At 57.7% G+C, this 23,720-nt stretch carries 25 protein-coding genes and 1 pseudogene; 5 read left to right on the top strand and 21 right to left on the bottom strand.

Annotated elements, in window-relative coordinates; translation table 11 throughout:
• Positions 1-87 precede the first annotated feature (87 nt).
• From EAO78_RS05290 to EAO78_RS17665, 3 genes and pseudogenes are all read right to left on the bottom strand, one after another.
• A complete protein-coding gene (locus EAO78_RS05290) occupies positions 88-501 on the bottom strand; it encodes a TRAM domain-containing protein (protein ID WP_203227831.1) in 414 nt (137 codons plus the stop codon).
• A gap of 54 nt (positions 502-555) precedes the next feature.
• Positions 556-636, bottom strand: a pseudogene (locus EAO78_RS18780) (DUF7837 family putative zinc-binding protein); the annotation flags it as partial.
• A gap of 145 nt (positions 637-781) precedes the next feature.
• Positions 782-985: a hypothetical protein gene (locus tag EAO78_RS17665; protein ID WP_136516485.1), complete on the bottom strand. Its 204-nt coding sequence runs from the start codon at positions 983-985 to the stop codon at positions 782-784.
• A 133-nt stretch (positions 986-1,118) separates the two neighbouring features.
• On the opposite strand from EAO78_RS17665, the gene EAO78_RS18785 reads away from it, so the two are divergent.
• On the top strand, positions 1,119-1,400 hold the full coding sequence (locus EAO78_RS18785) for a DUF7344 domain-containing protein (protein ID WP_463467549.1): 282 nt from the start codon (positions 1,119-1,121) through the stop codon (positions 1,398-1,400).
• Between the two features lie 278 nt (positions 1,401-1,678).
• Here the strand turns inward: EAO78_RS18785 and EAO78_RS05305 are convergent, their stop codons facing one another.
• The 7 genes from EAO78_RS05305 to EAO78_RS05335 all read right to left on the bottom strand — a co-directional run bounded on the left by EAO78_RS05305 (position 1,679) and on the right by EAO78_RS05335 (position 10,314).
• On the bottom strand, positions 1,679-3,856 hold the full coding sequence (locus EAO78_RS05305; RefSeq protein WP_122104838.1) for a heavy metal translocating P-type ATPase: 2,178 nt from the start codon (positions 3,854-3,856) through the stop codon (positions 1,679-1,681).
• Positions 3,857-3,988: 132 nt separating this feature from the next.
• Positions 3,989-4,417, bottom strand: a complete 429-nt coding sequence (locus EAO78_RS05310) for a universal stress protein (protein ID WP_122104803.1) — start codon at positions 4,415-4,417, stop codon at positions 3,989-3,991.
• Positions 4,418-4,994: 577 nt separating this feature from the next.
• Positions 4,995-6,110, bottom strand: coding sequence for a polymer-forming cytoskeletal protein (locus EAO78_RS05315; RefSeq protein WP_122104804.1), 1,116 nt, complete (start codon positions 6,108-6,110; stop codon positions 4,995-4,997).
• A 205-nt stretch (positions 6,111-6,315) separates the two neighbouring features.
• The gene (locus tag EAO78_RS05320) at positions 6,316-7,416 is read right to left on the bottom strand and encodes an ABC transporter permease (protein ID WP_122104839.1); all 1,101 of its coding nucleotides are present in this window, start codon (positions 7,414-7,416) and stop codon (positions 6,316-6,318) included.
• Between the two features lie 38 nt (positions 7,417-7,454).
• Entirely contained in the window at positions 7,455-8,120 is a 666-nt protein-coding gene (locus tag EAO78_RS05325; protein WP_122104805.1) for an ABC transporter ATP-binding protein, read from the bottom strand.
• Positions 8,117-9,517, bottom strand: a complete 1,401-nt coding sequence (locus tag EAO78_RS05330) for a COG1361 family protein (protein WP_136516486.1) — start codon at positions 9,515-9,517, stop codon at positions 8,117-8,119. Before EAO78_RS05330 ends, EAO78_RS05325 begins: the two co-directional genes overlap by 4 nt.
• Positions 9,518-9,765: 248 nt before the next feature.
• Positions 9,766-10,314 (bottom strand): helix-turn-helix domain-containing protein, encoded by a 549-nt coding sequence (locus EAO78_RS05335; protein ID WP_238987619.1) that lies wholly within the window; start codon positions 10,312-10,314, stop codon positions 9,766-9,768.
• 194 nt (positions 10,315-10,508) lie between these two features.
• Between EAO78_RS05335 and EAO78_RS05340 the strand changes: the two genes are divergently transcribed.
• Positions 10,509-11,324 carry an SDR family oxidoreductase gene (locus EAO78_RS05340; protein ID WP_122104807.1) on the top strand — a complete coding sequence of 272 codons (816 nt, stop codon included), beginning with the start codon at positions 10,509-10,511 and terminating at the stop codon, positions 11,322-11,324.
• Positions 11,325-11,453: 129 nt separating this feature from the next.
• Here EAO78_RS05340 and EAO78_RS05345 read toward each other — a convergent pair whose 3' ends face one another.
• The 4 genes from EAO78_RS05345 to EAO78_RS05360 all read right to left on the bottom strand — a co-directional run bounded on the left by EAO78_RS05345 (position 11,454) and on the right by EAO78_RS05360 (position 15,397).
• Positions 11,454-11,846 (bottom strand): hypothetical protein, encoded by a 393-nt coding sequence (locus tag EAO78_RS05345; protein ID WP_122104808.1) that lies wholly within the window; start codon positions 11,844-11,846, stop codon positions 11,454-11,456.
• Complete coding sequence (locus EAO78_RS05350; protein ID WP_122104809.1) at positions 11,843-13,555, bottom strand: serine hydrolase domain-containing protein; 1,713 nt, start codon at positions 13,553-13,555, stop codon at positions 11,843-11,845. Before EAO78_RS05350 ends, EAO78_RS05345 begins: the two co-directional genes overlap by 4 nt.
• Positions 13,555-14,271 (bottom strand): class I SAM-dependent methyltransferase, encoded by a 717-nt coding sequence (locus EAO78_RS05355; protein ID WP_238987620.1) that lies wholly within the window; start codon positions 14,269-14,271, stop codon positions 13,555-13,557. Before EAO78_RS05355 ends, EAO78_RS05350 begins: the two co-directional genes overlap by 1 nt.
• 208 nt (positions 14,272-14,479) lie before the next feature.
• The gene (locus EAO78_RS05360; RefSeq protein WP_122104810.1) at positions 14,480-15,397 is read right to left on the bottom strand and encodes a DUF7351 domain-containing protein; all 918 of its coding nucleotides are present in this window, start codon (positions 15,395-15,397) and stop codon (positions 14,480-14,482) included.
• A gap of 621 nt (positions 15,398-16,018) precedes the next feature.
• Here EAO78_RS05360 and EAO78_RS05370 point away from each other — a divergent pair.
• On the top strand, positions 16,019-16,882 hold the full coding sequence (locus EAO78_RS05370) for a hypothetical protein (RefSeq protein WP_122104811.1): 864 nt from the start codon (positions 16,019-16,021) through the stop codon (positions 16,880-16,882).
• Here EAO78_RS05370 and EAO78_RS05375 read toward each other — a convergent pair whose 3' ends face one another.
• The 3 genes from EAO78_RS05375 to EAO78_RS05385 form a co-directional block, all read right to left on the bottom strand.
• Positions 16,883-17,722, bottom strand: coding sequence for a hypothetical protein (locus EAO78_RS05375; RefSeq protein ID WP_238987621.1), 840 nt, complete (start codon positions 17,720-17,722; stop codon positions 16,883-16,885).
• A gap of 62 nt (positions 17,723-17,784) precedes the next feature.
• The gene (locus tag EAO78_RS05380) at positions 17,785-18,237 is read right to left on the bottom strand and encodes an ArsR/SmtB family transcription factor (RefSeq protein WP_122104812.1); all 453 of its coding nucleotides are present in this window, start codon (positions 18,235-18,237) and stop codon (positions 17,785-17,787) included.
• 91 nt (positions 18,238-18,328) lie between these two features.
• Positions 18,329-19,138 carry a DUF7847 domain-containing protein gene (locus EAO78_RS05385; RefSeq protein WP_122104813.1) on the bottom strand — a complete coding sequence of 270 codons (810 nt, stop codon included), beginning with the start codon at positions 19,136-19,138 and terminating at the stop codon, positions 18,329-18,331.
• A 282-nt stretch (positions 19,139-19,420) separates the two neighbouring features.
• On the opposite strand from EAO78_RS05385, the gene EAO78_RS05390 reads away from it, so the two are divergent.
• Positions 19,421-20,407, top strand: a complete 987-nt coding sequence (locus tag EAO78_RS05390) for a hypothetical protein (protein WP_136516487.1) — start codon at positions 19,421-19,423, stop codon at positions 20,405-20,407.
• Between the two features lie 12 nt (positions 20,408-20,419).
• Here EAO78_RS05390 and EAO78_RS05395 read toward each other — a convergent pair whose 3' ends face one another.
• The 4 genes from EAO78_RS05395 to EAO78_RS05410 form a co-directional block, all read right to left on the bottom strand.
• Positions 20,420-21,133 carry an MBL fold metallo-hydrolase gene (locus tag EAO78_RS05395; RefSeq protein WP_122104815.1) on the bottom strand — a complete coding sequence of 238 codons (714 nt, stop codon included), beginning with the start codon at positions 21,131-21,133 and terminating at the stop codon, positions 20,420-20,422.
• A 2-nt stretch (positions 21,134-21,135) separates the two neighbouring features.
• Entirely contained in the window at positions 21,136-21,963 is an 828-nt protein-coding gene (locus EAO78_RS05400) for a DUF6159 family protein (protein ID WP_122104816.1), read from the bottom strand.
• 14 nt (positions 21,964-21,977) lie between these two features.
• Entirely contained in the window at positions 21,978-22,253 is a 276-nt protein-coding gene (locus EAO78_RS05405; RefSeq protein WP_203227832.1) for a hypothetical protein, read from the bottom strand.
• A 114-nt stretch (positions 22,254-22,367) separates the two neighbouring features.
• Positions 22,368-22,877, bottom strand: coding sequence for a hypothetical protein (locus tag EAO78_RS05410; RefSeq protein WP_238987622.1), 510 nt, complete (start codon positions 22,875-22,877; stop codon positions 22,368-22,370).
• A gap of 301 nt (positions 22,878-23,178) precedes the next feature.
• On the opposite strand from EAO78_RS05410, the gene EAO78_RS05415 reads away from it, so the two are divergent.
• Positions 23,179-23,607 (top strand): RDD family protein, encoded by a 429-nt coding sequence (locus EAO78_RS05415; RefSeq protein WP_122104817.1) that lies wholly within the window; start codon positions 23,179-23,181, stop codon positions 23,605-23,607.
• The last annotated feature ends 113 nt before the right edge of the window (positions 23,608-23,720 follow it).

The raw sequence follows: 23,720 nt of genomic DNA on the forward strand, positions 1-23,720 counted from the left end.
TGGTTTCTATCAGAAGTGACGTGCTCGATAGAGAGTGCGTATCGGTCACGCGGCCCCGTCCACGAACAAGAGAAGTACCGCTTCAGACTACTCGTAGTAACTGACGCGCTCGACAACTTCCGCGAAGGCGACATTCTCGCGGACATCGGTAATTTCGATAGTAACACGCTCGGTTTGTTTAGTGTCGGGAACAATAACGACGAACCCACGCTCAACACGGGCGATACCGTCGCCTTGGTCACCGATGTTTTCGATTTCGACGGTGCGTTGTTCGCCCTTCTCGACAGGGGGTGTCTGTGGCGCTTGCTCCGGATCCGGGGTAGCGTCAGTGTTGGTTGCCTCGTTGGTCGCGGGTACCGGCAGAACAGCCACACGGTACGTCTCGTCCGCCTGTAGCTCACCAAGGCGGAGTTCTTGCTCCGGTACCTCAACTACATATGACCCATCACGCTCTTCGACCGTTCCCGAGAACAGACACTGAAGTTCCTCTGAAATCTCCATTTGAAGACCTTACACTGTAGACGCGACGAAGAGCACTTTATTCTGCTGTCTTCGCTACTCCGGTGCTACAACGTCCTCACACGCCGGGCACTCGGTCCACACGCCTTCGGTACCGTCGTTCTTCTTGTACACAACAGGAGGATGTCATAGTACAGTTCACATACCCGCAGAATGGCGATCTATTTGAAGAGTGAGCCGAATCCGAATTGAACACTTACAGAGAATTTCAATAGAGCCAAAGGAACAGGAGTAGCGAAAGGCCCCCGCAAAGTGGAGTCTACTAATCTTGCTTCCGCCACTCACCGGTCGACGGGTGGTCGTACACGGCCGTCGCAAAACGCCCCGTTCGCATGACCCAGTGCGAGCCGTTCGCTTCGAGCGCGTCCTCACAGTCGATCGCATCATGGAGGAGAGCGTCGACATCGTCCGGGTCGAGGTCACGAACGGCGTCGGCAGCCAGCTCGCGAAGCTCCCCACGGGACACACCCGGGTGGGCGGCGATCGTTTATACGGACAGGTTCGAGAGCCATCCGTGGGATGAGACAATACAGGAGTATACCACTGAGGAGATCGACCAACGGTTCGCACTGTTAGACCAGTACGAGCGCCGATGTGTCATTCGCTTCTTACAAGAAACCGAGACGGATCACGTGTCAATCAGCGATTTGGTGAGTCACCTCCGGAAGCAGAACCCGACGCCGGACGATCGCGACAAACTCGCCATAGCCCTCCACCACTACCACCTCCCCAAACTGGCTGTAGTAGGTGCGCTCGAGTTCGACTCCGGCTCTGGAGCTGTCCGGTACAACGGTGACGAACTCGAGCGCACCTCGAATCGACCCCGGAGGCGTACGTTCCAGACGCCTAAAAAACGAGCACACGCTCCTGTATCCCTCTGACACGCCCCCTGTCTCTCCTTGCTCATGGAAACGCCTCTCAAAACCGGCAGCGATCCCTGTAGTCAGTACACATTCTTCAGCGACCAACCGTTTCAGGCGAGAATGTGTCTGAAGAATACGATTTCAACCGAGCCTTGAACCCCAATAATAGAGTTGATCCGGTACCGCTCTGTACAAAGTGTACAAATAGCATCAGCTCGAACGTGCAATCGTCGAAAAATCGAAGTTGTCTCTCGCTGTGAGCGACAGGTGTGTCTCGGTATTACCCTGCAAACCGCTCATTTGCGGTAGCCAAGTAACCGAAGGCCGTTTAGGGAAACGAGCACCGTGGACCCCTCGTGACCGATCACGGCCAGCGGCAAGGGGATACCTCGTAGCAGGATTGCGCCGACCATCAACGCAATCGCACCGAACGCGATAGCGAGATTGACTGAAAGTGTTCGTCGAGTTGTACGGCCTAAACCGAGGACGTAAGGGATCTTGCTGAGGTCGTCGCCCATCAATACTACGTCGGCAGTGTCGAGCGCGACGTCGGTTCCAGCGCCACCCATCGCGATGCCGAGCGTCGCGGTCGCCAATGCCGGTGCGTCGTTGACGCCGTCCCCGACCATCGCCACGTTCTCGTGCTGATCGACCAAGGATTCGATGGTTGCCACTTTCTCCTCCGGCAGCAGTTCGGCCTGCACCTCGTCGATCCCGACCTCCTCGGCGATTCGCTGTGCGACGCGCTCGTTGTCGCCTGTCAGCATGACGATGTGCTCCACGCCGAGCGAGCGGAGGTCAGCAATCATCTCCGCAGCGCCAGGGCGGACCGTGTCAGTAAACGCGAGCCACCCCAACACGGTGACCCCGTCAGTGTTCTCTCGGGCGGCGATGACGCTCGTTTTCCCCTCCGATTCTAGCGACTGGAGCCGATCCAGGCCGGGTTCGAGCCCCTCGATCGCTGCGTCTTCGAGGACAGTCCCGAAGTAACTTCGATTCCCGATGTGAATGGTGCTGTCTTCGATGTCAGCCCGGACGCCCTTCCCCGCAGCTGACTGAAAGCGCTGTGCGTTGGGAACGTCGAGTGACCGTTCTTCTGCCGTTGTCACCGTCGCACGAGCGAGGTGGTGCTCCGAGCGGGCCTGTACTGCGGCAACGAGCGCGAGCAGTCCATCGTCAGTAAGTGCCTCGTCTACTGTCTCGCGGACAATGACGTCCGTCAGCTGTGTATCACCCTGCGTGAGCGTCCCCGTCTTATCGAAGGCGACCGCGTCGATGTTCGCTGCCGTCTCGACGTGCTCGCCACCCTTGAACAGAACGCCCTGTCTCCCCGCAGAGGCGATCGCCGATAGGACGGCAGCCGGCGTCGAGATGATGACCGCACACGGCGAGGCGGCGACCATCAGGGTCATCGCGCGGTAGAACGTACTGGAGAATTCACTGCCAAGCGTCAGCGGAATCGCAATTGCGGCGAATGTAAGCCCGAACACGCCGAGGACGTACGGCTGTTCGAGCCGGTCGATGAGCCGTTGAGTTGGGGCTTTCTCACTCTGGGCGTTCTCGACCATGTTGATGAGTCGGCTGATAGCTGACTCGTGGGCCTGTCGAGTGACTTCGATCTCGAGGCTTCCGCTCTCGTTGATCGTTCCGCCGAAGACCTCGTCGCCGAGTTCCTTCGGCACGGGGACGGACTCGCCGGTGAGCGACGCCTGGTCGACTGTCCCCTCGCCGGATGTCACGGTGCCGTCAAGCGGGATTCTGTCACCGGGGCGGACCACGAACACGTCACCGACGGCGACGTCATCGATCGGGACGGTAACCTCTTTCCCGTCGCGGAGGAGCTGCGCTTCGTCCGGCCGCATCTCGACGAGGGACTTGATCGCCCGCCGCGATCGACCGATCGCGTAGTGTTGGAGGGCGTTCGACAGCGAGAACAGGAAGAGGAGCATCGCGCCCTCGAACGGGGCTCCAATCGAGAGCGCACCGAGCGCGGCGACGATCATCAATAAGTCGATATCGACCCGATAGTCGCGAAGTGTCTCGATTGCGCCCTTGAGCCCGTACCAGCCGCCAAAGATGTACGCGACGCCGTAGCCGGCCCATATGAGGAGTGTCGGTCCGTCAAGCCATCCCGTCGTCAGGCCGGTCACCATCCCGAGCAGCGTCAGCCCAACAAACACCACCTCCCGTCGAAGTTCCGAGCGGGTGCTTTCGTCGGCCGTGTCTGACTCGGCCTTATCCCGGATCGAGACAGCACGGTCGCGGACTGCATCTCGGATCTTGGCTTCGGATGTGACTCCCCCGTCGTAGGTAATCCGAGCTCTTCCCGTTCGGAAGGAGACCTCGACGTCGTGGACGCCGGAGAGATTCTGGAGGTGTCGCTCGAGTGCCCGCGCCCCCGCTTCGCCACGTCCTCCTCGTCGCTCAATAGAGATGGTACAGGTAGATAGCGGAGGGGATTCAGTAACGGCCACGTTCTCTGTATCTATGGATTGCTTGGCGTTCACCTTTATGTAATGCTTGTGAGCATCCAGCCGTTCGTACACGATTTCGGATTTTCGAGCCCGTAGAGGCTACTGATATGAATCCACTCTGAGACGGTCGGGTCATCCGATGATCGTCACTGGAATCTGTCCCCGACGAGAGACTGTCTCGGCAACGCTGCCGAGGAACGTCCGATCAATTCCTGAGCGACCGTGACTACCCATAACGATCTGATCGATGTTATGGTCGTCAGCATAGTCGACAATCGTGTGTGCGGGCCTGCCGACTTCCGTAACGGTATCGATGTCGCGATCGTGTTCTGCCGCGAGGTCTACGGCTGTCGTTTGGATGGTCACTGCACGTTTCTGGGCATTCTCGTACCAGTCCTCAGCGACAGGTAAGCCGCCAGCTTCGACGTCGATTACCGAGTCGATAGGATTGATGATGTAGATCGTCGTGATAGCCGCATCCGGGAATGTCTCGATAGCGTACGTCAGCGCACGCTCGGCAAGCGGGGACCCGTCAAAAGCGACCAGAACGTTGGTTGGCATATGAACCAGATTCGAGTCGACTGGAAAAGAGTGTATTGACCGAGATTCGACGGCCAAGACTACCGTTACGTAGAATCTCGGTCACAAAGTCGGTAATGAAATATAATCTTCACTTATGGACCGATCAGCATCCTCTACAGAAGAACAAGGCGAGTGCCTCGGGGCTTGACCCCGAGGCGGTTCACGACCGCGTGCAAAAGATCTCTGAGATCGAGCGCTACGAGTCGTCTCCACGTCCTGATCACTGAGATATACTAGCAGAATTGAGAAACATCGAATAACGGTGTTGGCATTCTGGGAACGTACGATACACAATCTCGGTATCGGTGCCGAACTTGACATTCCCCGCGTCTTCAGGCGTAAGAGGATGTCAATTGTGGAGAAATCCGACTCTTCAGACACGGAAAGAGCTGGACAGTCGATCATTCACAGACTGTGTACTGGCGGGTATGAGAGAGAACGTGTTTGCCGACGCCTCAGACGGATGATACCGAACCAAACGACGATTCTCAAGGGCAAGAGGAGATCGGGACCCACACCTGGGTACTCTGCGGTGACAGCAGAGAAAGGATCAGGATCACTTTGACTGTGTATGAGCCCAAGAGAACTCATCATCGCCGGTTGCTGGTCCATTCTCTCCGCCTGTGACTCGCTGCGTGTACAGCGTTCGAGCGAAGGCCCCGATCCCGAGAAGGGAAATGAGAACCAACAGGAAGCCGACGTACGGGAGCGCCTGAATGACGCTTACGGTCGCGAGCCCGAGCGCTAACCCACCCCATCGATTGGTTCGATCGAACACGGACAGTTCCCATGTCCCGACGACGAACGCACCATACACGAGTCCGATCCACAGGAGGAACAAGAAACCGTAGCTCGCGAAGAACGCGAGCGGGATGCCGACGATCGATAGGAACAAGCCGCCGAGAACGAACGGCATTCCGAACAAGGTTGCGAGCCCGAGAATTCCACTCACTAGCGGTCGATCAGTGCCCCTCTCGGATACGCGATCGCTGAAGCGCGGTGCCGCCCCCAACAACACCGCGCCAAGCATGAAATTCGCGAGGAAGACGTAGACTCCGACGAGAGGTGGGATAGCTTCCTCGGGGATATCCGGTAGTGACACATCCGAGAAGGGTGTGGCACCGGGGTCGTTGTGTTCGGTTATCTCGCCACTAATATCAGCGTCATCGGCGATATCGATGTCATCACCGCTGTAATTGAGATCTCCGTCGATTCTTGCTTCTGGGCCGATGATGATCGTCTCACCGTCGAGTTGCGCGTCACCTCCGATCGTGCTGTCGACTGTGATCGTCCCTCCCGTCACTACGAGAGTCCGTCCGATCGTTGCGTTTTCGTGGAGCTGAACATCGCCACCGGTCGCCGTCAGACTCCCATCGGTGGTTCCTTCGATCACAACTGACCCCCCCGTTGCGGTCACGTCACCCGCCACGTCGCCAGTGATGGTTACGGTTCCTCCAGTGACAGTCAAATCGCCGTCAATCGTCCCTGCAACGAGGATCTCGCCGCCGGTGATCTCGAGATCTCCTTCGTGAGTTTCGTCCTGACCGATCGTGACTGTGCCACCGGTTCGTTGTTCCTGGGCGCTTGCGATACCGGGTGCGATCGATAAACAGAGGAGTGCGACGATCGCGAGGATGGCGAGCCTACCAAGTCGGTCGTCTTTGCTAATCATGGAGTATCACGGGGACTGTGAGAATCAACGAAGGGGCCGTACATAACACTCTTGTATGCTCAAAACGAGATTTGAGGCCTGACGTCGAGGTGATCACGTGTTCTTTTTGGCATCCTCCCCGCAGTGAACGGCGAGACTTTCTCTTGGACTTTCAGCAACCAGCATGATGTGCTGGCATATTCTCTTTTAAAATTTTTTTGACATCTTATCCACGGAGGGCCTCGACTGGCGAGTCGTTGGCGGCCTTCCATGCAGGGTAGATACCGCTCAATACGCTCGCTACAACTGCGAACCCGAAGCCGTATACCAAGTACCGTAAACTGGCCCATCCGAACGCCCCCGTCGCATCACCCGTGATCAGATGGAATAGTATCATCCCCACGGTGAATGAAACGATCGTCCCGATCAGTCCACCGATCGCCCCCAACAGCGCCGCCTCGGTCAGGATCATCCGTAACACTTCCCCTCGACGGATCCCCACGGCTCGGAGGACGCCGATCTCACCTCGCCGCTCGACCGTACTCATCAACATCACGTTGAGGATGGCGACGCTTGCGACGACGAGGGAGATCCCGCCGATCCCCATCAACGCGAGCGACAACGTATCGAGGAACCCGCCGACTTGGGCTTGGTTTCCGAAGGTGGTGACGCTCAGCCGTTCATCGTCTTCAGTGTTGAACCGGGTATCGAGTCGCTCCCCGATCGCCGTGGCCGCCTCACCGTCGCTTGCGATGATCGTCACCGTATCGTAGTACGTCTGTTCAGAGAGTCCGGATACCGGGATCACCAGATCACCGCCGCCGAAGCCGAACGACTGCTCCGATTGGATGAACCCCTGGACCCGATAGAGTTGGCCGTCGTACTCGATGGGATCTCCCATCTCGAGACCGAGTCTGTCGGCCGTGTCGGCGCTGATCAACGCTCCCGACTGTAACCGGTCGGGAGCCTCACCCTCCGTGAGATCGTACAGCGCGCTCGCTTCGGTCACCCCTGTCACGCTCACCCTCGCTTCGGCCCCGTTTCTCGCCTCGAGCGTCGTCGCGTTCGTCTTCTGTGGGACCACCTGCGCGTCGGTGACGATGCTCCGGATCTCCTCCACCTGTTCTTGGGTCACCCCGTCGGTGTCGCTGTCCGCGCCCGCCGAAACGGTTACCTCGTTCGTGAGGTCTCCGAGTTGCGACGTCGCTTGCTGTTCGAGCGCGACGGTGGCCATGCCCAGTGAACAGATAGCGACGACGCCGATGACGATCCCGAGCGCCGCGAGCGCCGTTCGGAGCCTGTTTCGTCCGAGGTTACGCCACGCCATCAGCGCGCTCGGAAAACGCCAGAGGAGGGAGGCTATCTTCACGTCCGGATCACCCCGTCGACGAGCCGCACGACTCGGTCGGCGTACTCGACCAACTGCTCGTCGTGAGTGATCGCGATGATCGCGATGTTCTCCTCGTCTTTCAACCGGCTCATTTCGTCGAGAATGGTTGCACCAGTGTCCTGATCAAGGTTGCCCGTCGGCTCGTCCGCGAGAAGGATATCGGGTTCGTTGATGAGCGAACGGGCGATGGCGACCCGCTGTTTCTGGCCACCCGACAACTCGTCGGGCGTATGCGTGAGCCGGTCGCCGAGACCGACCCGTCGGAGGAGGTCGATGGCACGATCACGCCGGTCGACGGACGTATCCCACATCGAAGGGAGTTCGACGTTTTCGACCGCTGTGAGCATCGGCAGGAGATGGAAGTCCTGGAAGACGAACCCCAGCTCCGACCGACGCTCCTCCGTGCGTTCGTCCTCGCTGAAGTCCGTCACGTGCCGCCCATCGAGGCAGACGACACCCGCCGTCGGCGTGTCGAGCAGCCCGATCATGTTGAGCATCGTGCTCTTTCCGCTTCCGGAGGGGCCGGTGACGGTGACCATCTCGCCCCGATCGGCGGAGAAATCGACGCCTTTCAGCGCGTCGATGATCTCGGCTCCACTCTCGTAGCGCTTGACCACGTCGTGGAGTTCGACGACGCTCATTCGCGGTTCCAGAGGTAGTAGAGCCCGCCGGAAGCACCGATCAGCGTGATGACCCCGATGAGTATCGGAATCGTCGGGATCCCGGATCCGCCGGGCGGCCCCTGCGGTTGGCCGTTGGTACCGGACGGTTGTCCGTCGCCCGACGGACTCGCCGGAGGCCCAGTCGACGAGATCTCCACGGTCTGTACCGTCGTGACCCGCTCGCCGTCGACGAGGTAGGAGACCTCGATCGGGACCGTTGATGTCCCGTTCTCGACGGACGCGGCGAGTTCGAACGTGGCGAACTCGCTGGCATCGATCGAACCGACGAAGTACTCACCGCCCCCATCAGCGGGCGTCACGCCGCCGGCATTTTGGACGCGGAGGAGAACGGATTCGACGTCAGTACCGCCGACGTTTGCGGCCTCCCCGTCGATCGAAACGCTTGCTCCGCCTGGAGCAGTTTCGACGCTCGTCAAACTGATCGCACCGGACACCTGCTGATCGAGGACCGTTCTCCGGGAGAGCTCGTGTGTTTCGCCGTTCGCAGTATAGGTCGCAGTGAACGTAACGTTCTCCGCGTCGTAGTCCTCAGTGGAGAACGAGGTCGATCGGCTCTCGTCCGGGGGGACATCACGGGTGTACCGCCGATCACGAACCTCACCGTCGATCAGCGCGCGTATCTCGACATCGGAAAAGTTCACGTTTCCGTAGTTATCGAGCGTCACCGTCATCCGATCGGACGAGTTTTCGACCGTCGAAAGGCCGCCTCGAACGTCCGCTGTTTCGGTGATCGCGCGGCTGACTCGGTGAGTCTCACCGTTCGCGGTGTAGTTCGCGGTAAACGTGACCTGTTCTCTGTTGTACTCGGCTATGTCGAATGTGACCGTGCGACTTCCGTCGGGTTCGATATCGAGCGTGTACTGCTGGCCGCGGGCTTCACCGCCGACCACCGTCCTGATCTCGACGTCGGTGAAATCCACGTTTCCGTAGTTCGTAAGGGTGACGGAGGCCTCCCCGGACGTGTCGTCGTCTATCGAGAGACCACCGTCAACGTCGGGTTCTTCGACGTCGACGACGGCGGGATACGAATACGAGTGGGAGTCACCCTCCTCGTCTCTGACGACGACGTTGACGGTGATGCTCTTTTCACCCGGCGTATCGAAGGTGGTCGTCACCGGGACGGTCACGGACCCGCCGGGAGCGATCGAGCCGACGTTCTCGGCACGTTCGAACTCGGTCGGCCAGTCCCGGAGATACACGTCGGTGATCTCGACCGTGCCGTTGGTCTGTTCGAGGTTCGAGATCGTCGTCTCTACCGTGGTGGTCTCACCGACGATCGGGGTATCCGGCGACACCGCCACGGAGGACACCTGGATCGCTGGGCTGTTGGCCGTGACGGTTGCCACCCCAGCCATGACTAAACTACAGAGAAGAACTCCGACAACGAGCGTCGAAGCGATGCGGTAGCGTTTCATTTACGAACCGTTTCGTGGGTGTCGGTGATCGACCGACTCGGGGACCGAGCGGACCGTGCTTCGATGGTACGTGAGGGACGTAACGGGAGGGCTGATCTCAGCTGCACACTCGATTCGAAGAGGGCCCTCCGTTAAATCGTCTTCCCCGGTTCCGCTAGATCGCGAACGGACTCACCTTGGAACGTCCGTCACCGACCGAACTGAGTCCGGAGTATCCGTGATTCGGCTTTCCGCAGGTGTTCGGCGATGGTGCTCGGTGCGCAGTCGAGTTCGGAGGCAACATCGTTCTGGCTAGCGGTTCTGGGAACGTCGTAGTAGCCGAGTTCCACTGCCGCTTCGACGACCTCACGCTGACGGTCGGTGAGGAGAGCCTCGGTGGTAGCCGTCGTGTCAGCGAGACCACCTACCGTTTCGATAGCTACGTCAACCGGAATCGAGACCTCGTCGATTGCGTCCTGTAGCTCGTCGTCAGGACCGAACATCGAGAATACTACCGTCCCGTCAGGCTCGTATTCGATGGGTGGAACAACGATGAGTCCGCCGGATGAGATCGGCCTGAACATCTCCTGGAGCGAGTCGGTCGTCGCGTCTCGGACGTACACGTAGAAAGACTGCTCATCGATGCGTTCGATGTCGTACCCAACGACTTCCGGTATCTCTCCCATCGTTCTCTCAAGCGCGTTCGCGTCGCCTACGACATAGTGAAGGATTCCCAGTGCGTCCCGGTGTAGTTCCACTGTAAGGCCGTCGCTCGCTCAACGAACGGTGCTTCGGTCATCACGCCGTACATCGGATGGATATCGCCTGCCCGTCCACGAGCGGTGATACGCACCCGAATGTGTTTCATAAGCGACGATACGTGATGGTACGCTTAAATCCCCCGAGCACACTCGGCAGTAACTACTCGCGCTCACGGGACGAATCCTCACTCATGATCCGAACGCTGGTGACCGGCGCAACAGGGGCGCTCGGGGTTGCGCTCCGGCCGCGACTCATAGCGGTGGGTCACGTCGTCCGGGGAGCAAGTCGTTCGCCCCCTACGGAGTCCGAAGAGAACCTCGAATGGGTGGAACTCGACCTGATCGAAGGTACGGGTATGGAGTCAGCAGTCAAAAACGTCGACGTCGTTATCCACGCGGCGACGGCTCCTCAAGGCGACACAGACGAGGTTGACGTACAGGGAACGAAACGGCTTCTCGAAGCGGCCCAAGAAGCCGGCGTGGAGAATTTCCTCTATCCCTCTATCGTCGGTGTCGACGACGTTCCCCTCACCTACTACGAACACAAGGTTGCCGCCGAGACGGCAGTCGAGGACGGTGGCGTCCCCGCGACTATCGTCCGTGCGACGCAGTTCCACTCGTTTGTCGCCGAAATGCTTGGCTACGTGGCGAAACTTCCAGTGTGGCCCCTTCCGACAAGCATGCAGTTCCAGCCCGTCGATGTCCGCGAGGTTGCGGACGTCATCGTAGATCATGCGACACCGGTCGCGAGTGGACGGATCGATCCTGTGGGTGGCCCCGACGTTTGCTCAGTAGGTGAACTCGCACGGATATACCGCACTGCGCGTGGTCTTCGACGTCCAATTATCCGAGTTCCTATCCCCGGAAAGACTGCGGCAGGATTTCGAGATGGGCATGCGATCTGTCCCGATCACAGAGCTGGAACGGTCACCTGGACGGAGTGGCTTGCGGAGCGGTATACAAGTTCATCAGACGAAATGAACGCTCGTGCGCAGTCGACAACGTGAACACGATGAGACGACAGAAACTGATTCTCGCCGCAGTGATCGGTCTACTTTAGCAGCTGTAGACGGCCTCACTCCACTGTGTCGGGGATTCTGTTGATTCCTTCCGTGTGCTAGCTCTCCTTCAATCCCTCACAACGTGATGAATCCGAGCCTGACGAGTTGCCAACTGAACCCGAGTCCGAGAACCGCCAGTAGTGTGTGATGAATACGGACTCTCCGGGACCAGTATCGGTGCCACCACGCCAGTACTGCGCCAGCAGTCGTTCCGACTGTGAGGAACCCAATGAGGTACGGGAGTGTGAGCACGACCTGCATCAGGAATGGTCGTGTGATAAGCGTGAGCTCGCCGCCGCTCTCAATAACAACTAACAGAAGCAGGACAAACCCGAGAGAAACAGTACTCAGTGTAACACCGGCTACACGAGCGAGCCACGTGAGACTACGTGTCCTCTCGTCACTCTCTATGTGTTCGGCGGGATGGCCTGACTGCTGAGAATGGATAGATTCGGAGTGATCTGTCATTCGGTGTGCTCCCCCTCAGTGACTGAATCTGTCTCCGTGCGATACTGTTTCCACGTCTGCCGAGCGCACTGTCTCCCCCATCCGGCAAGGGAAAGACCGAAGCCGGCGAGGGATACACCCAGTATACTCCCGGTGACGAGTTGGCGTTCGTGGGCCGGGACTGGCTGGTAGACGCCTGTCGGTTCGCTTGCCATATACATTCTCTCGACCTCACCGTCTCTGACCTCGAATGCAAGGACATCGTTCCCGTCCACCTCGTGGTAGACATACGGATCGGTCTCAACCCATTGGCGCGTGTTCCCGGCGAGTGTCACCGTGCGGAGACGGTTCTGAGCCGCGGGTTCGACCGACACGTGTTCCAGGACATCGATCACCTGTAGCGGGCCGCTTTGTGGGAGACTGGAGAGGCTGTACCCGCCAGCGACGGTCTCAGCGCGTTCTCGACTTCCAGGCTGTGCTGTCGGTGTTGGTTCGGTCGATGAGGACTGAAGCCCGCATACAGCAAGAATCTCGTCGATCACGGTTCCCGGCGGGGGGTGCTCGCTGCTATTGCTGTTGTAGTTCACGAAGATCCCGACATCGGACGCAGGGACGAGCACGAGATGGCTTGAAAAGTGAACCGTCGCGCCTGAATGACCGAGTACCCCCGCGTCTGGATGCCCGTATTCGTGGAAGCCATACCGCCAGTTGGTGACGGCGGGATGCCGCACGTGATGTTGGTCGTGCATCACCCGTACCGTGTCTGTCTGCAAGACCCGTCTGTTGTCGACTGTCCCGGCTCCGAGATGTACGCGCATAAACGCCGCCAGATCACGCGCCGTCGCTGTCATCGATCCCGCCGGACGCATATTGATGTACACCGTATCAACAGTCTGGAAGCCGTCCCCATCTCGGGTATGACCTGCGGCGATATTCCCAGGAGAATCGTCCGGAACGGGTTGGGCGAACGTGCTATGCGTCATATTGAGCGGTTCGAATATCTCCGACTGTACGTACTCCTCAAACGTGGTATCGTGGGCTTCCGCGACGATGTGTCCGGCAAGCGCCGCCCCGTAGTTCGAGTATCCGACCAATTCACCCGGTGGGCGCACGCGAGGGGGCATCTGATCGACGAGAACTGTTTCCAGCGGCACGATCGCGTCCCAGTCAGCGACAACGTCGGGATCGATTGCTGATTCGAATCCCGCGGTGTGGGTCCCGAGGTGTCGTAACGTCACCGGCTCCTCGTAGGTCTCCGGGACCGTGACCTCGGAATCGTCGAGATAGCGATTGACATCCTCGTCGAGATCGAGGACGCCCTGTTCGACGCCTTGCATAACGGCAGTCCACGTTACGAGTTTGCCAACAGAACCGACACGAAACGCGGTTTTAGATGCTTGAACCGGTGTGTCAGAGTCCACATCAGCATCGCCGTATCCTTTGATAAGGACAGGACCATCGCTTCGAACGATAGCCACTGTCGCGCCGGGCGTCGTATCCCCGATTCGCTGAATCATCACGTCATCGACGGCCGATTCGATCTCAGTGGCTTCAGGAAACGAGCTTCCAGTGGGTGACGCGGTTCCAGCCTCAGACTCCCCACTACCGGCCGCCGTGCCTATTGTACCGCCAAGGTCAGAAACGGTTAACGCACCGATTCCAGCGAGGACCGCTCGTCGGGTTACGTATCCGTCATTGCTGGGTCCGATATTCGTTTTCCGGTCGTGCATTAGTTGGTCGTGGTCGGGACTGGGTCACACACGATCCGGGTTATCCGGCCGAGCTGCGCGGTTTCGGCTTCATTCACGGGTAATCCAGCTCGACAGACAACGGAGAGTGGCTCTTGGGTCACTCGGCAGCCGGACTTCTCGTAGTGGGCGTCGGCGCGCCATTCCTGGTACCGTGCGATGAGATCGTTGTCGCTGCGACCGTGTTCAAGCAACAAGATCTGCCCCTCGGGACGGCAAACACGCGACATTTCTCGAAGAGCGCCGATAGGATCCGGAAACGTACAGGTCGAGAACGACGAGATGACCGTATCGAAACTGTCGTCTTCGAACGCGAGGTCCTGTGCATCCATCTGTTTGACTGTCCCGTTGCGTTCGAGGGTCTCAAGTTCCGACCGGGCGCGTTCTAGCAACGGTTCGCTGATATCGATGCCGACGATCTCCGTCGATTCCGGTAGGTACTGGAAGTTCGTTCCGGCTCCACACGCTACGTCGAGTACTCGGCCCGTCGCTTGTGAAAATTGACGACTGCGATAGCGCCCGGTGAGTAGTCGGTTCAACCAACCTAGCCGGTCGATCCACGTTGCGTAGCGTGCATAGGCTTCTTGGATGTCCTGGACGGTCATCTGACCGGTGTTCGACGTATTCCTCGTCTCGTGTTGCGAGTGTCGAGGGGAGTCCGGCGTGTTGATTGTGTCGTGAGTGTCGTGGTTGGTCATTGGGATCGCCTCGTTTTGCATCTGAAGAGAGGTCTACATTCCTCATAAGTATTATCGAATAAGTGATATATTTTCAGGTCGATTTCAAAACCACGGTTAAGCGACAAACTACGTTCGAGAGCGATAACACGTCAGAAAAACGCATAACAGGACTTACCGCACTGAGACGCTCAACGACTATTTTGAAACATATTTGAGGTAATCGCTTTCAATCGAAATTCCGACCGCGCACGCGCTCCGTTCGCATCGTCCGAGCATCACCATCGAGAAACACCCGAAGCACCGCATCCTCGTACCGCAACTCAACCCGATACTCAACCGGATCAGTCGCCACCTGTTCAGCACTCCAGCGACCATCCCTGAGATACCGGTGTAGTTCCCACCACCCCGTACCTAGAATATTCACACCGTGGTCCCAGTAAAACGCGATCGCCGCCGGACGAAACGCCACACAGTACGTCAATGGTCCACTATACCGACGCAGACACGCCTCACACTCCTCGATAGCAAAATACGAAACAGGTACCTCATCAGGGAGCGACTGCTCACTCGCATCGAGAATCTCGGTCCGTATCACTCCACCACACTCGGGACAGATCCCATCCTGAACGAGCCCAAACTCAGCCGCTTGCTTTCGCTTGAGCGACTCCAGCAATGCCGGCCCCGAATGCGCACGCGCCTGTGCCGGGGTTACAATATACCCCGTTACCGGCTGCTCACACGACGGACACTGCACGATAAAGTACTGGTCGTCTAACCCCGCTTCAAGCTGCGTTTCTCCACAGAACAGACACATTCCTTCCGTCTCGATACTATCGATATCGGGTGGCCGTCTGAAATTCTGTGCAAGGATGAATCGGATGATCTGCTCACCGGCATGGGTAAACACGTATCCATCCTCGGTCTTCCGAAGATACGTCCCCGTGAGTTCGCCAAGGTGGTATGAGAGCTTCGACGTATTATCGATAGCAACGCGCTCGTAGATATCCGAGAATGACAACGGCGCAAAGCCCGAATTTGACAGAGCTTGCTCAGATTGTGCGACGGCGACAGCCCGGAGAATTCCCACCCGGCTCTCATCCGAGAGCAGCGAGAACATATCGGCCGCCGTTTTCTCTGAGACCATACTCATACACTCGATACCTGCGACCTTGAAACTACATTATCGGCATCACTTGTCCGAGAATCGTTCTGTTAAGTGGCGTTCACAGTTTTTTCGGTTACGTTCAGATATACCAATCCCGAGAGGCAGCCAACCGGGGTAGAAATCCACCACGTGAGAATAATTCCAGTAATTGAGGAAGATAGTGGCGATTAACGCCAGCCGACCACGCCGAGAAAAAATGCCGAAGGTACGACGATTGGGAGAGCGAGAGCGGGAAACAGGAAATTCACCATCCAATCACTACTCGTCCCTTGTACGGTGGACACACTCAGCACAATGCCGTAAAGGACGGTTACGAAAACCGCTGCTGAAGTGGCTGCGTATCCCGCGCCAATATCGGGCTGATCAGCTTTGGGAAGGCGACCGGGACCGTATTGTTTACACGCCTTTCGAAGCGTCAGCCGAGGGAAGGCAACATGCTTGGACTTCAGAGAGGGATTAAATGGTCTTTCGGGTCACTTTTCTAATTACTCTACCAAGTGATTTGGCTAGGAAATGGTGAAAGCAACACCTTGTGAAGTGTTCTATGAACTCCTCTTTCTTGAATAATATACATACAACTGGGAGACGCACAGGGACGTGATGCCCTCCACCCGATCCATTCTAATCGGCCTTCTCGTCGGATTCGTTCACGCGGGAATACTCATTATTGTGGCATTGACTCTCGGTTATTCGGTCGGTCCATCCGAGTACACAAGTCTCGGGATGGGGTGGCGCTATGGTGGGCTCGTCGTCGTGGCCGCTGTTCCAGTGTGGCTTGCACTCTGTTATCGAATTATCACCCCATTGTTTGCCCTCACGATGACCACCGGTTACGTACTCGGGATGGAGCTCACACCACCGGGACCGACCTTTCGTGATGTCGCAGCGTTAGAAGGGCTTGTAGAACCCACCGGCATCATCGTCGTTGAGAACGGACTGTACATCGTCCGGTATATGCTGAATGCCTCTGTCTGGACTGTTGGCTTTTTGTTTCTCGGACTGGTCGAATACACCGTTCGAACAGGATGGAAGCGGCTTCCAACAGTCCCATCACCGATCTCACTGATTTCGATTCCCGAATCGCGGAAGCGGGCAGTTGGTATCGCCACGGTCGGTGGCGTACTCCACGCGGTCGTGATGCTGTGGTTTTCACTCCGACTGGGTCTCACCGTCTCGGGCGAACTCGGCTGGCTTCTGTACGTCAGTAGTACTCTTGGAATGTGGATACTCGCTGCCGTTCCACTGTATCTCTTAGTTCGCCATCTCGTAGTTGCGCCAGCTACGTTACTCACGGCGTTCATCCTGCTTGATGTCCAGGCGGAGTTCACAGCCGGTCCCGACGATCCACACGCGCTGTACTTCGGCGCGTGGTTTCTCTACCTCGGTCTGCTCCTTATCGTGACAGGAATCGAGGTCGGGCTTCGCCGGCTACAGATCGAGCAACGATTACGTTCAGTGATGTAGTCACAACACGACCCCTTGAACGTAGATGTGTGCGTACGCGCCTGCCCACACGATTGAGAGCAGTTCACCGACACTCGACGAGATCACACCCAACACGGGCTGTACCAGCGTCAGTCCTGTTTCGAGCTGGGGGAGAACTGGTGGGAGATAGAGGCTGACTCCACTTCCAATAGCGATGACGACGATGAGCAGGAACTTCCCTCGGTAGTTCGTCGTGATGCGCCAGCTCACTCGGAGTGATTTGAGCGGGCCATACTGACCGATGACACACGCCTCGGGTGCGAACCAGAACTTGAACAGGAGAAACAGGAACGGCACGGCAAATATGACTCCACCCACCGCTACAGCGACGGGAAAACTGACCATCTCCATCGACGTAATCGGGAGTACGCCAACCAAAAAGAAGAATGGAAGCGATACAAAAAACGGAATCGTCATCACTGAGAACACGATGAGAAGGATAACGCCGACTAAGGCCGGTGCCCGGGCGATGCTTCGACGCAGTCCCTCGCGTTTCGTGACGGAGTTGCCGGTTAATTCGCCGGCGACGATCGTTCCCACGTAGGCGCGGATCAGGACAATGAACGCGAACGCTGTTATGGCTTCGATGACGCCGACCGCGGGCATCGGAAGCAACGCGATGCTATCTGTCTCGAGAAGGCGGTTTGTAAGGATAATCACGCCAGCAAAGGCGAGGATCGACGGGTAGGACCGAAACAGGCGAACCGACCAGACGAGTGCATCGAGGACGCTCCGATTGGTGGTAGTCGTCTCGATGTTTCGGCATTCGAGACACCCACAGCCATCGACATCATCCCGAGCCTTGATCGTCGGTGCCACGTCACACGTAGTCGTGTCGTGACCGGTAGAAGTGCTTCGGATCGGAGAGTCGGTGTGTTCGCTCATTCGGTAGTAACGAACTGGGAGATGGATTCGCCGGCGGCAAGCAGGATCGACGGTGGGCCGAGTAGCGACGCGAAGGATTCGAACGCGCGTTTGAGACTCGGACGGTCGTCCTCGGTGCCGAGGAAGAGCAGCGTCGGGTCTTCCGAAACGACGAACACGCTCATTTCACGGCCTTTCTCCGAATAACAGGTGTCCGTGACTTCGATTACGCCAGCTGCTTTGAGATTCTCCAAGTGGTAGTGGACGTTCTGGATGCTCTGGTCGAGTTGATCAGCGATCCGCGATGGGGTCGCCGGCGTCTCGTTGAGCAGCCGGAAGATCTCGTATGCGGTTTCTGAAGAGAGTGCTTCGATCACGTCCCGTGTTGCATCGTCGTCGAGACTCAGTACGGCTGGGGTGTCGCTTCGTTCGACGGCGGCGTCCGTTTGTGTTGGGAGGAGTCGTGCCATGGGTACAGTTAGCTTCTGTGGATCGTGGTCGCGGGGATCTAGATCGGTTGGTGATTGTTCGAAACGGTCATTCGTAATTGTTTGCAGGTATTTATGTTGATTCCGGGGTAGCGGGTGAGAGAGCGATCAACCGCATATAGTAGGCCGTGTACACCGTATAGAAGTACGCGAATCCGACCGCGGAAAGGACGATCCCGATCGGGAGCAGGACGGCGATCGGAATTCCGGGGTCGATCGGTACCACGTCAGCCGGCCCAGTGTCCGCCATCGTCAACTGGAGCAGGTAGTCGGGGATGAAGAAGACGTTCAGCAGGACGAGCCACGCCAGCGAGAATCCGGCGACACTTTTCAGGTTCGAGCGGACGAGTCCGATGCTTCTCCGGAACGCGTCAGTAACGCTCTCATTCTCGATGACGATCGCGGTGTCGTAGAACTGCACGAACATAATGACAACGAGGATCGACACGAGCCAGAGCAGCAGCGAGCCGACGCCCGCGCCGAACGCAGCCATCTCGTGAATCGCGGCGAGCGCCATCGTTCCAATACCGAGGACGAACCCGACGAGCCCGAGTCCCATAGCGGTTCCAAGGACGACCAGCACGAACAACACAGTTGCAAGGAGCAGTCGGAGATAATGCGTCCGGGCGGCAGTGAAAAAGCGGGAGAGCGACGCGCCTGTTCCGTCGATCGCGCCTTGGGCTGTACCGATGAATCCGCCGAGAACGAACGGGAAGACGAGCAGCCACGCGAGTGAGACGCCTGCCGAGATGAGTGGTGATTCGATCAGGTGATCGACGTATTGTAGCTGGCTGCCGCCCCCGATGAGAAGGCCGGCGACGAGCAGAATTGGATTCTCGCGGAGGGCGGTGAATCCGTCTTTGAATGCGGAGACTGTGACCATCACATCCACTGTGTACCACGCCCATATATTAGGTCGAACGTAGTATCAAAACCATATTTAACCATTTTGAGGGCTTGTAACGCCTGTTTTGTGGGAACGATGCAAAGAACAACTTCGATTTGAGCTATCGGGGTCTTGAAACACTCCGCCAAGCGATACCGAGATATCCGTGAGAATACGTCAGTCTCGGGTCGAACAGTACTGTGAGAGAACGCTGTTTCGACTCCTACCGACACTCGGTAGCTGTAGAAGATGAGTGCTCGACATACTCGACGGACGCTGTTGACGATACTCGGAGTGGCGGGCGTCACGAGTGTCGCCGGCTGTCTCTCATCGGGTGATAGCCGTTTTCGGCTGAGTGCCTATCCAAAAGAGAATTCGCACGAGGAGTTTCTGTGGACAGATCCGACGGCACAGCGAGCGCAGTTCGCCATCGACTATCCCGACAAGTACAAGCGCACCGTCTACGACGAACTACTCACAAGTGGCTCCGTTACGGTGCTGAAATACGAGCTAGCCTACGAGTACGAGTTCGGCTCTGAGCAACGGGAACGCCCCCAGTTCGCTACCGACGGCGACCGATACTACCGGATCCACGTCGAGACGGTTCGGACTGTCGAACGAGACTGGTGGGAGTTTTACCTCGACCTACAGGATTCGGAACCGTCCGACGGTACCGAGCCGGCAACGGTACCGATCCCATCACTGTCTGATCGTGACCAGCAGATACTACAGCGGGCGATGGAAGCCGCTGCCGCGGATCGAGATCCGGCGATCGATGTCGTTGATCAAGAGCCTGGTTCACGTGGCGTCACATATCACGACCATCTCGATACCGAAGGTAGTGACCTCGTTCCATCACCCTCATTCGAGTATCTCCAACACAACGATCATCTGTTTCAAGCCCGAGCCGAGCAAGATACCATCTCCGTCACTGAACGGACGTTCACTGCCGAGCAGATTGGAGGGTCTCGATCTGAATACGAGCAACACGTCCGCGACACCGTTCTCGAAGTCGACTTTTCGACGGTTTCGCTCTCAAGTGAGGCGGCAGACGTACTCGACACGGCAACGGATGGACGACCAGTCTCGGGGTTCTATGAAGAGTCGCCACCGATGTCGGATGGACTCAACGCAGTCCTCACCTACCTCGATGCCGCCGACCACGTTAGCGAACACAGCGAGTATGAGGAGTATACGACGTTTCCGAATCTGTACGCGATATACGATGGGAGCTGGTACGAATTCGAGGTAGCTGTCTATCTCTGAGCAGCACCTGACCTACCTTCGATCCCCGAGTGCCGCTGTCAGCGCCCGGAGTTGTCTCCACCCGTTGGATCGGAGTGCTGCGGGCAAGCGGCGACGTGCTCCGTCGAGTGCCGTCCGCAGGGCAGCCGAGGCGTTCTCAAAGATTCCGGGTCCGTGGCCGGCGAGGATTCGGTGTGGAGACAGCCCCTCGAACACAGTTCGTGGTGGGTTGAACCGGCACAGCAGGTACATCCCGAGTCGCTCTTCGCCCACGGTGAACAGCGGCGTAGTCCCGAGTACGTCGGGGACGTAGAGCGTGCGATCAGCCGCACAGTAGGCGACCGCTTCAGACCAGCCTGGGAACGGGTGACAGCGACGCAACTCGAATCCGGACGTGCCGATCGTATTCGTCTCCGGTTCGATCGGAGCATCGAGGTGAGATGCCGCTCGGGAGAGCCACGGGGGACAGTACACGGGGACATCGTGACGCGCCGCCAAAACGTCTGCATCACGGACGTGGTAGTTCGAGCAAACGATCACGCCGCGCACGTCGCCCAGCGTTGAAAGCTCCTCGTCGATCTCTGGCGCGTCGATCGGATCGATGAGCCACACGCCGTCATCCTCTCCAACGACGGCGTGGCTCATCCGGCGACCGGTTTCGTTCGGATGTGCAAGCCACCCGATCCCAGCCTCGTACCGATCGACGATCTCGTACTTTGAAGGGGATTGTCGGTCGTAGATCGGCATCGTCAGTTCTCGGGGAAGACCGTGTCCGGATCTCGACCGTCGAACGGGCCGACCTGCTCACCCGTCGTCGCGTATCGATACAGCGCGGTCCGGACGATCGCAGAGGCCGTCTGCGAGCCGACGATGGCAGTGACGACGATCCCGCCCCCACCGACGAGCGCTCCCACAGCGAGTACACCATCGAGGATGAAATATCCCGCTACGCCAAGCGCGACACCTGGGAGCGCAACCAGCAGGAAGATGAAACTCACGCCGAGCGTGGCGGAGACGCTTTCACCCCACGTCTCTCGGAACAGCGACCCGCTTCGCCGGAGTTGGTCGCGCAGCTTTCGTCGCTGATCGAGAACGATGACTGGCACGATGAAATACGTCAGGAGTGCCCACGCGAGATTGAACACGGCACGCGTCAAGCTCCCGACCACACCGAACTTCTCGTCGAGAATGTACAGGACCGTGCCGAGCGTCGCGGCGACGACAGCCCACACTGCGATCTGGCGGCGAGCACGCCACGCCGCGGCGAGCCCATCCCGAACGGATGTCGAGTTCCCCTCGAACAGTTGTGCCGCGCAGTGTACTACAGCGGCATTGAAAAACGTCGCCACGCTCGATGAGATCGCAATCGCACAGAACAATGCACCGTACTTGTAGAGATCATTGGTGACAACTGACTCGACGAGCCCCTGTTGGAAGAGGATCGCTGCGAGGACGGCGAAGGCACTCCCGACAGCAAGGAAACTCAACGCCGGCAGAAGCAGTAGACTCGGTTCTCGCGTGAACACGCGCAGACTGTCGCGGGTGATGTCGAACCCGCGTCGGTATTTCGAGGCCATCCTGAATCACCCCGTTAGGGCGGCGTTGCGTCGAGTGGTTCGTTGGCAGCTAGGCCCGTATATCCGTGGTCCCCGTTCGCTGGAACGGATGCCGTGTCGTCGACGAGTTCCTCACCATCTTCAGCGGTACGGATGACTGTCGTGATGTCTAGTTCGTTCTCCGTTTGATTATTCACAATCAGATGCGGTGCGTTCTTCTGGGTCGTCTGTGCAACGGCACCGCCTATTGCTCCGAGTGCAACACACCCTGAGAGCAGGGTAATCGTCTTTCGTCGTGTGATGGAGGGCATATAGGGGCGATTCAATAATAGCACGTATAAAAACTTGGAAGAGTCAAAATCAGTTTGAACGCGAACGAGTAGAGCCGTTTCGCAGTGCTTTGCAGGTGAAACAGACCGTACCGGTCACGCCTGTGCGAATTCGCTCAACGACTTGCCGACGGTAAAGCCGATCGCGTCGTCGAACTCTTCTGCACCGAACGCGATCGCAAGCATCTCTTCGCTCGTGTCGTCTATTGAGATCGACGCTGAAGCAGTAGATTCTCCCTGAACCTCGGACTCATCCAGTTCGATGCTTGCTTCGTACGTGCCAGTCTCGGTCCATACGTCTTCGTAGGCCTTCACGCCGTCTTCGTCGTTTTCCTCGTCAGTTTCTTCATCGTCGGTATCCGGTGGCAATTCGAATGATTCCGACAACACTGTTTCATCCGACGGGTCAACAAGCGTCACCGTACCGGTAAGGACAGTGTCGGTCTCGTTGAAGAGATTGACATCGCCTAACGCGATATCGGCAAGATGGTCTACGACCGCCGTACAGCCGGCTGTGCCGCCGAGAAGTCCAGCACCACACACGGCGAGAAATCGACGTCTGTTTGTGTTGTCCGAACACGAATGAACTGTCTGGTGGAGGGCCATACTACGTCATCGGAAAGCAGACAATATCAATATCTTGAACGTTCAAAATCTGTTTTGAGAAACGTGGATGTCATAGAACTCTCATCACGTGATTTGTTTCACAATTTGACAACTGAATCCGCCGTGAGAGCCTGCTTGAGTATTGATCCTTCGAGAGTCTAGATCGACGACGGTACACGTAGAACAAGTTCACGCGCTACTACCGTAGCGAGATTATACGAATGTGCTGTATTTTTACTTAATTCGATAATCCTCAGAGGGATTCAACAATTACATTTTGTTGGATCCTCACGAGCGCCATATGAAGAAACATCCGCAACCACAGCTTGGAACGAACGGAGACGTGATTTGGCACCGGATACTTGCGTATATCATCGACTCGATTCTCATGGGGCTCATTTGGGGTCCCGTTGTACTCGCCGGGGCGGCCCTTGGCGATATCGGTTTCCTCGTGTTGGCGTTCACGGGCCTGATCGCAACATTGGTCTACGGATTTCTACTTGAGGGACTGTACGGCTACACGCCTGGAAAGTACATGGTAGGGCTGGTCGTCGTCAAGTCCGACGGCTCAAACTGTACGCTCGGCGCGTCGATACTGCGGAATCTGCTGTGGATCGTTGATGCGCTGCCAACGGCGAATCTGGTTGCGATGGTGTTGATACTGTTTACAGACGACAACCAGCGCGTTGGCGATCTCGCTGCAGATACAATCGTCGTCAAGCAACAGTAGTTGAAATTAATCGATACTCAGTCGATCACATCGGGTTAGAGGAAGCGTCTGCTTGGGAAGAGTGTGGAAGCAACCCAAGCAGACAGCGAGATAGAGGAAGAGCACCTGCTTAA

Source organism: Halobellus captivus (assembly GCF_003697845.1).
In the GTDB taxonomy this organism is placed as follows: domain Archaea; phylum Halobacteriota; class Halobacteria; order Halobacteriales; family Haloferacaceae; genus Halorubrum; species Halorubrum glutamatedens.

Excerpts from the sequence above, each read along its gene's own strand:
- EAO78_RS05360 (WP_122104810.1), bottom strand. The coding sequence starts at position 15,397 with ATGGTCTCAGAGAAAACGGCGGCCGATATGTTCTCGCTGCTCTCGGAT.
- EAO78_RS05320 (WP_122104839.1), bottom strand. The coding sequence starts at position 7,416 with ATGGCGTGGCGTAACCTCGGACGAAACAGGCTCCGAACGGCGCTCGCG.
- EAO78_RS05380 (WP_122104812.1), bottom strand. The coding sequence starts at position 18,237 with ATGGCACGACTCCTCCCAACACAAACGGACGCCGCCGTCGAACGAAGC.
- EAO78_RS05350 (WP_122104809.1), bottom strand. The coding sequence starts at position 13,555 with ATGCACGACCGGAAAACGAATATCGGACCCAGCAATGACGGATACGTA.
- EAO78_RS05415 (WP_122104817.1), top strand. The coding sequence starts at position 23,179 with ATGAAGAAACATCCGCAACCACAGCTTGGAACGAACGGAGACGTGATT.
- EAO78_RS05405 (WP_203227832.1), bottom strand. The coding sequence starts at position 22,253 with ATGCCCTCCATCACACGACGAAAGACGATTACCCTGCTCTCAGGGTGT.
- EAO78_RS05330 (WP_136516486.1), bottom strand. The coding sequence starts at position 9,517 with ATGGCTGGGGTGGCAACCGTCACGGCCAACAGCCCAGCGATCCAGGTG.
- EAO78_RS05385 (WP_122104813.1), bottom strand. The coding sequence starts at position 19,138 with ATGGTCACAGTCTCCGCATTCAAAGACGGATTCACCGCCCTCCGCGAG.
- EAO78_RS05310 (WP_122104803.1), bottom strand. The coding sequence starts at position 4,417 with ATGCCAACCAACGTTCTGGTCGCTTTTGACGGGTCCCCGCTTGCCGAG.
- EAO78_RS05345 (WP_122104808.1), bottom strand. The coding sequence starts at position 11,846 with ATGACAGATCACTCCGAATCTATCCATTCTCAGCAGTCAGGCCATCCC.
- EAO78_RS05325 (WP_122104805.1), bottom strand. The coding sequence starts at position 8,120 with ATGAGCGTCGTCGAACTCCACGACGTGGTCAAGCGCTACGAGAGTGGA.
- EAO78_RS05410 (WP_238987622.1), bottom strand. The coding sequence starts at position 22,877 with ATGGCCCTCCACCAGACAGTTCATTCGTGTTCGGACAACACAAACAGA.
- EAO78_RS05290 (WP_203227831.1), bottom strand. The coding sequence starts at position 501 with ATGGAGATTTCAGAGGAACTTCAGTGTCTGTTCTCGGGAACGGTCGAA.
- EAO78_RS05340 (WP_122104807.1), top strand. The coding sequence starts at position 10,509 with ATGATCCGAACGCTGGTGACCGGCGCAACAGGGGCGCTCGGGGTTGCG.
- EAO78_RS05395 (WP_122104815.1), bottom strand. The coding sequence starts at position 21,133 with ATGCCGATCTACGACCGACAATCCCCTTCAAAGTACGAGATCGTCGAT.
- EAO78_RS05355 (WP_238987620.1), bottom strand. The coding sequence starts at position 14,271 with ATGACCAACCACGACACTCACGACACAATCAACACGCCGGACTCCCCT.
- EAO78_RS05315 (WP_122104804.1), bottom strand. The coding sequence starts at position 6,110 with ATGATTAGCAAAGACGACCGACTTGGTAGGCTCGCCATCCTCGCGATC.
- EAO78_RS05370 (WP_122104811.1), top strand. The coding sequence starts at position 16,019 with ATGCCCTCCACCCGATCCATTCTAATCGGCCTTCTCGTCGGATTCGTT.
- EAO78_RS05400 (WP_122104816.1), bottom strand. The coding sequence starts at position 21,963 with ATGGCCTCGAAATACCGACGCGGGTTCGACATCACCCGCGACAGTCTG.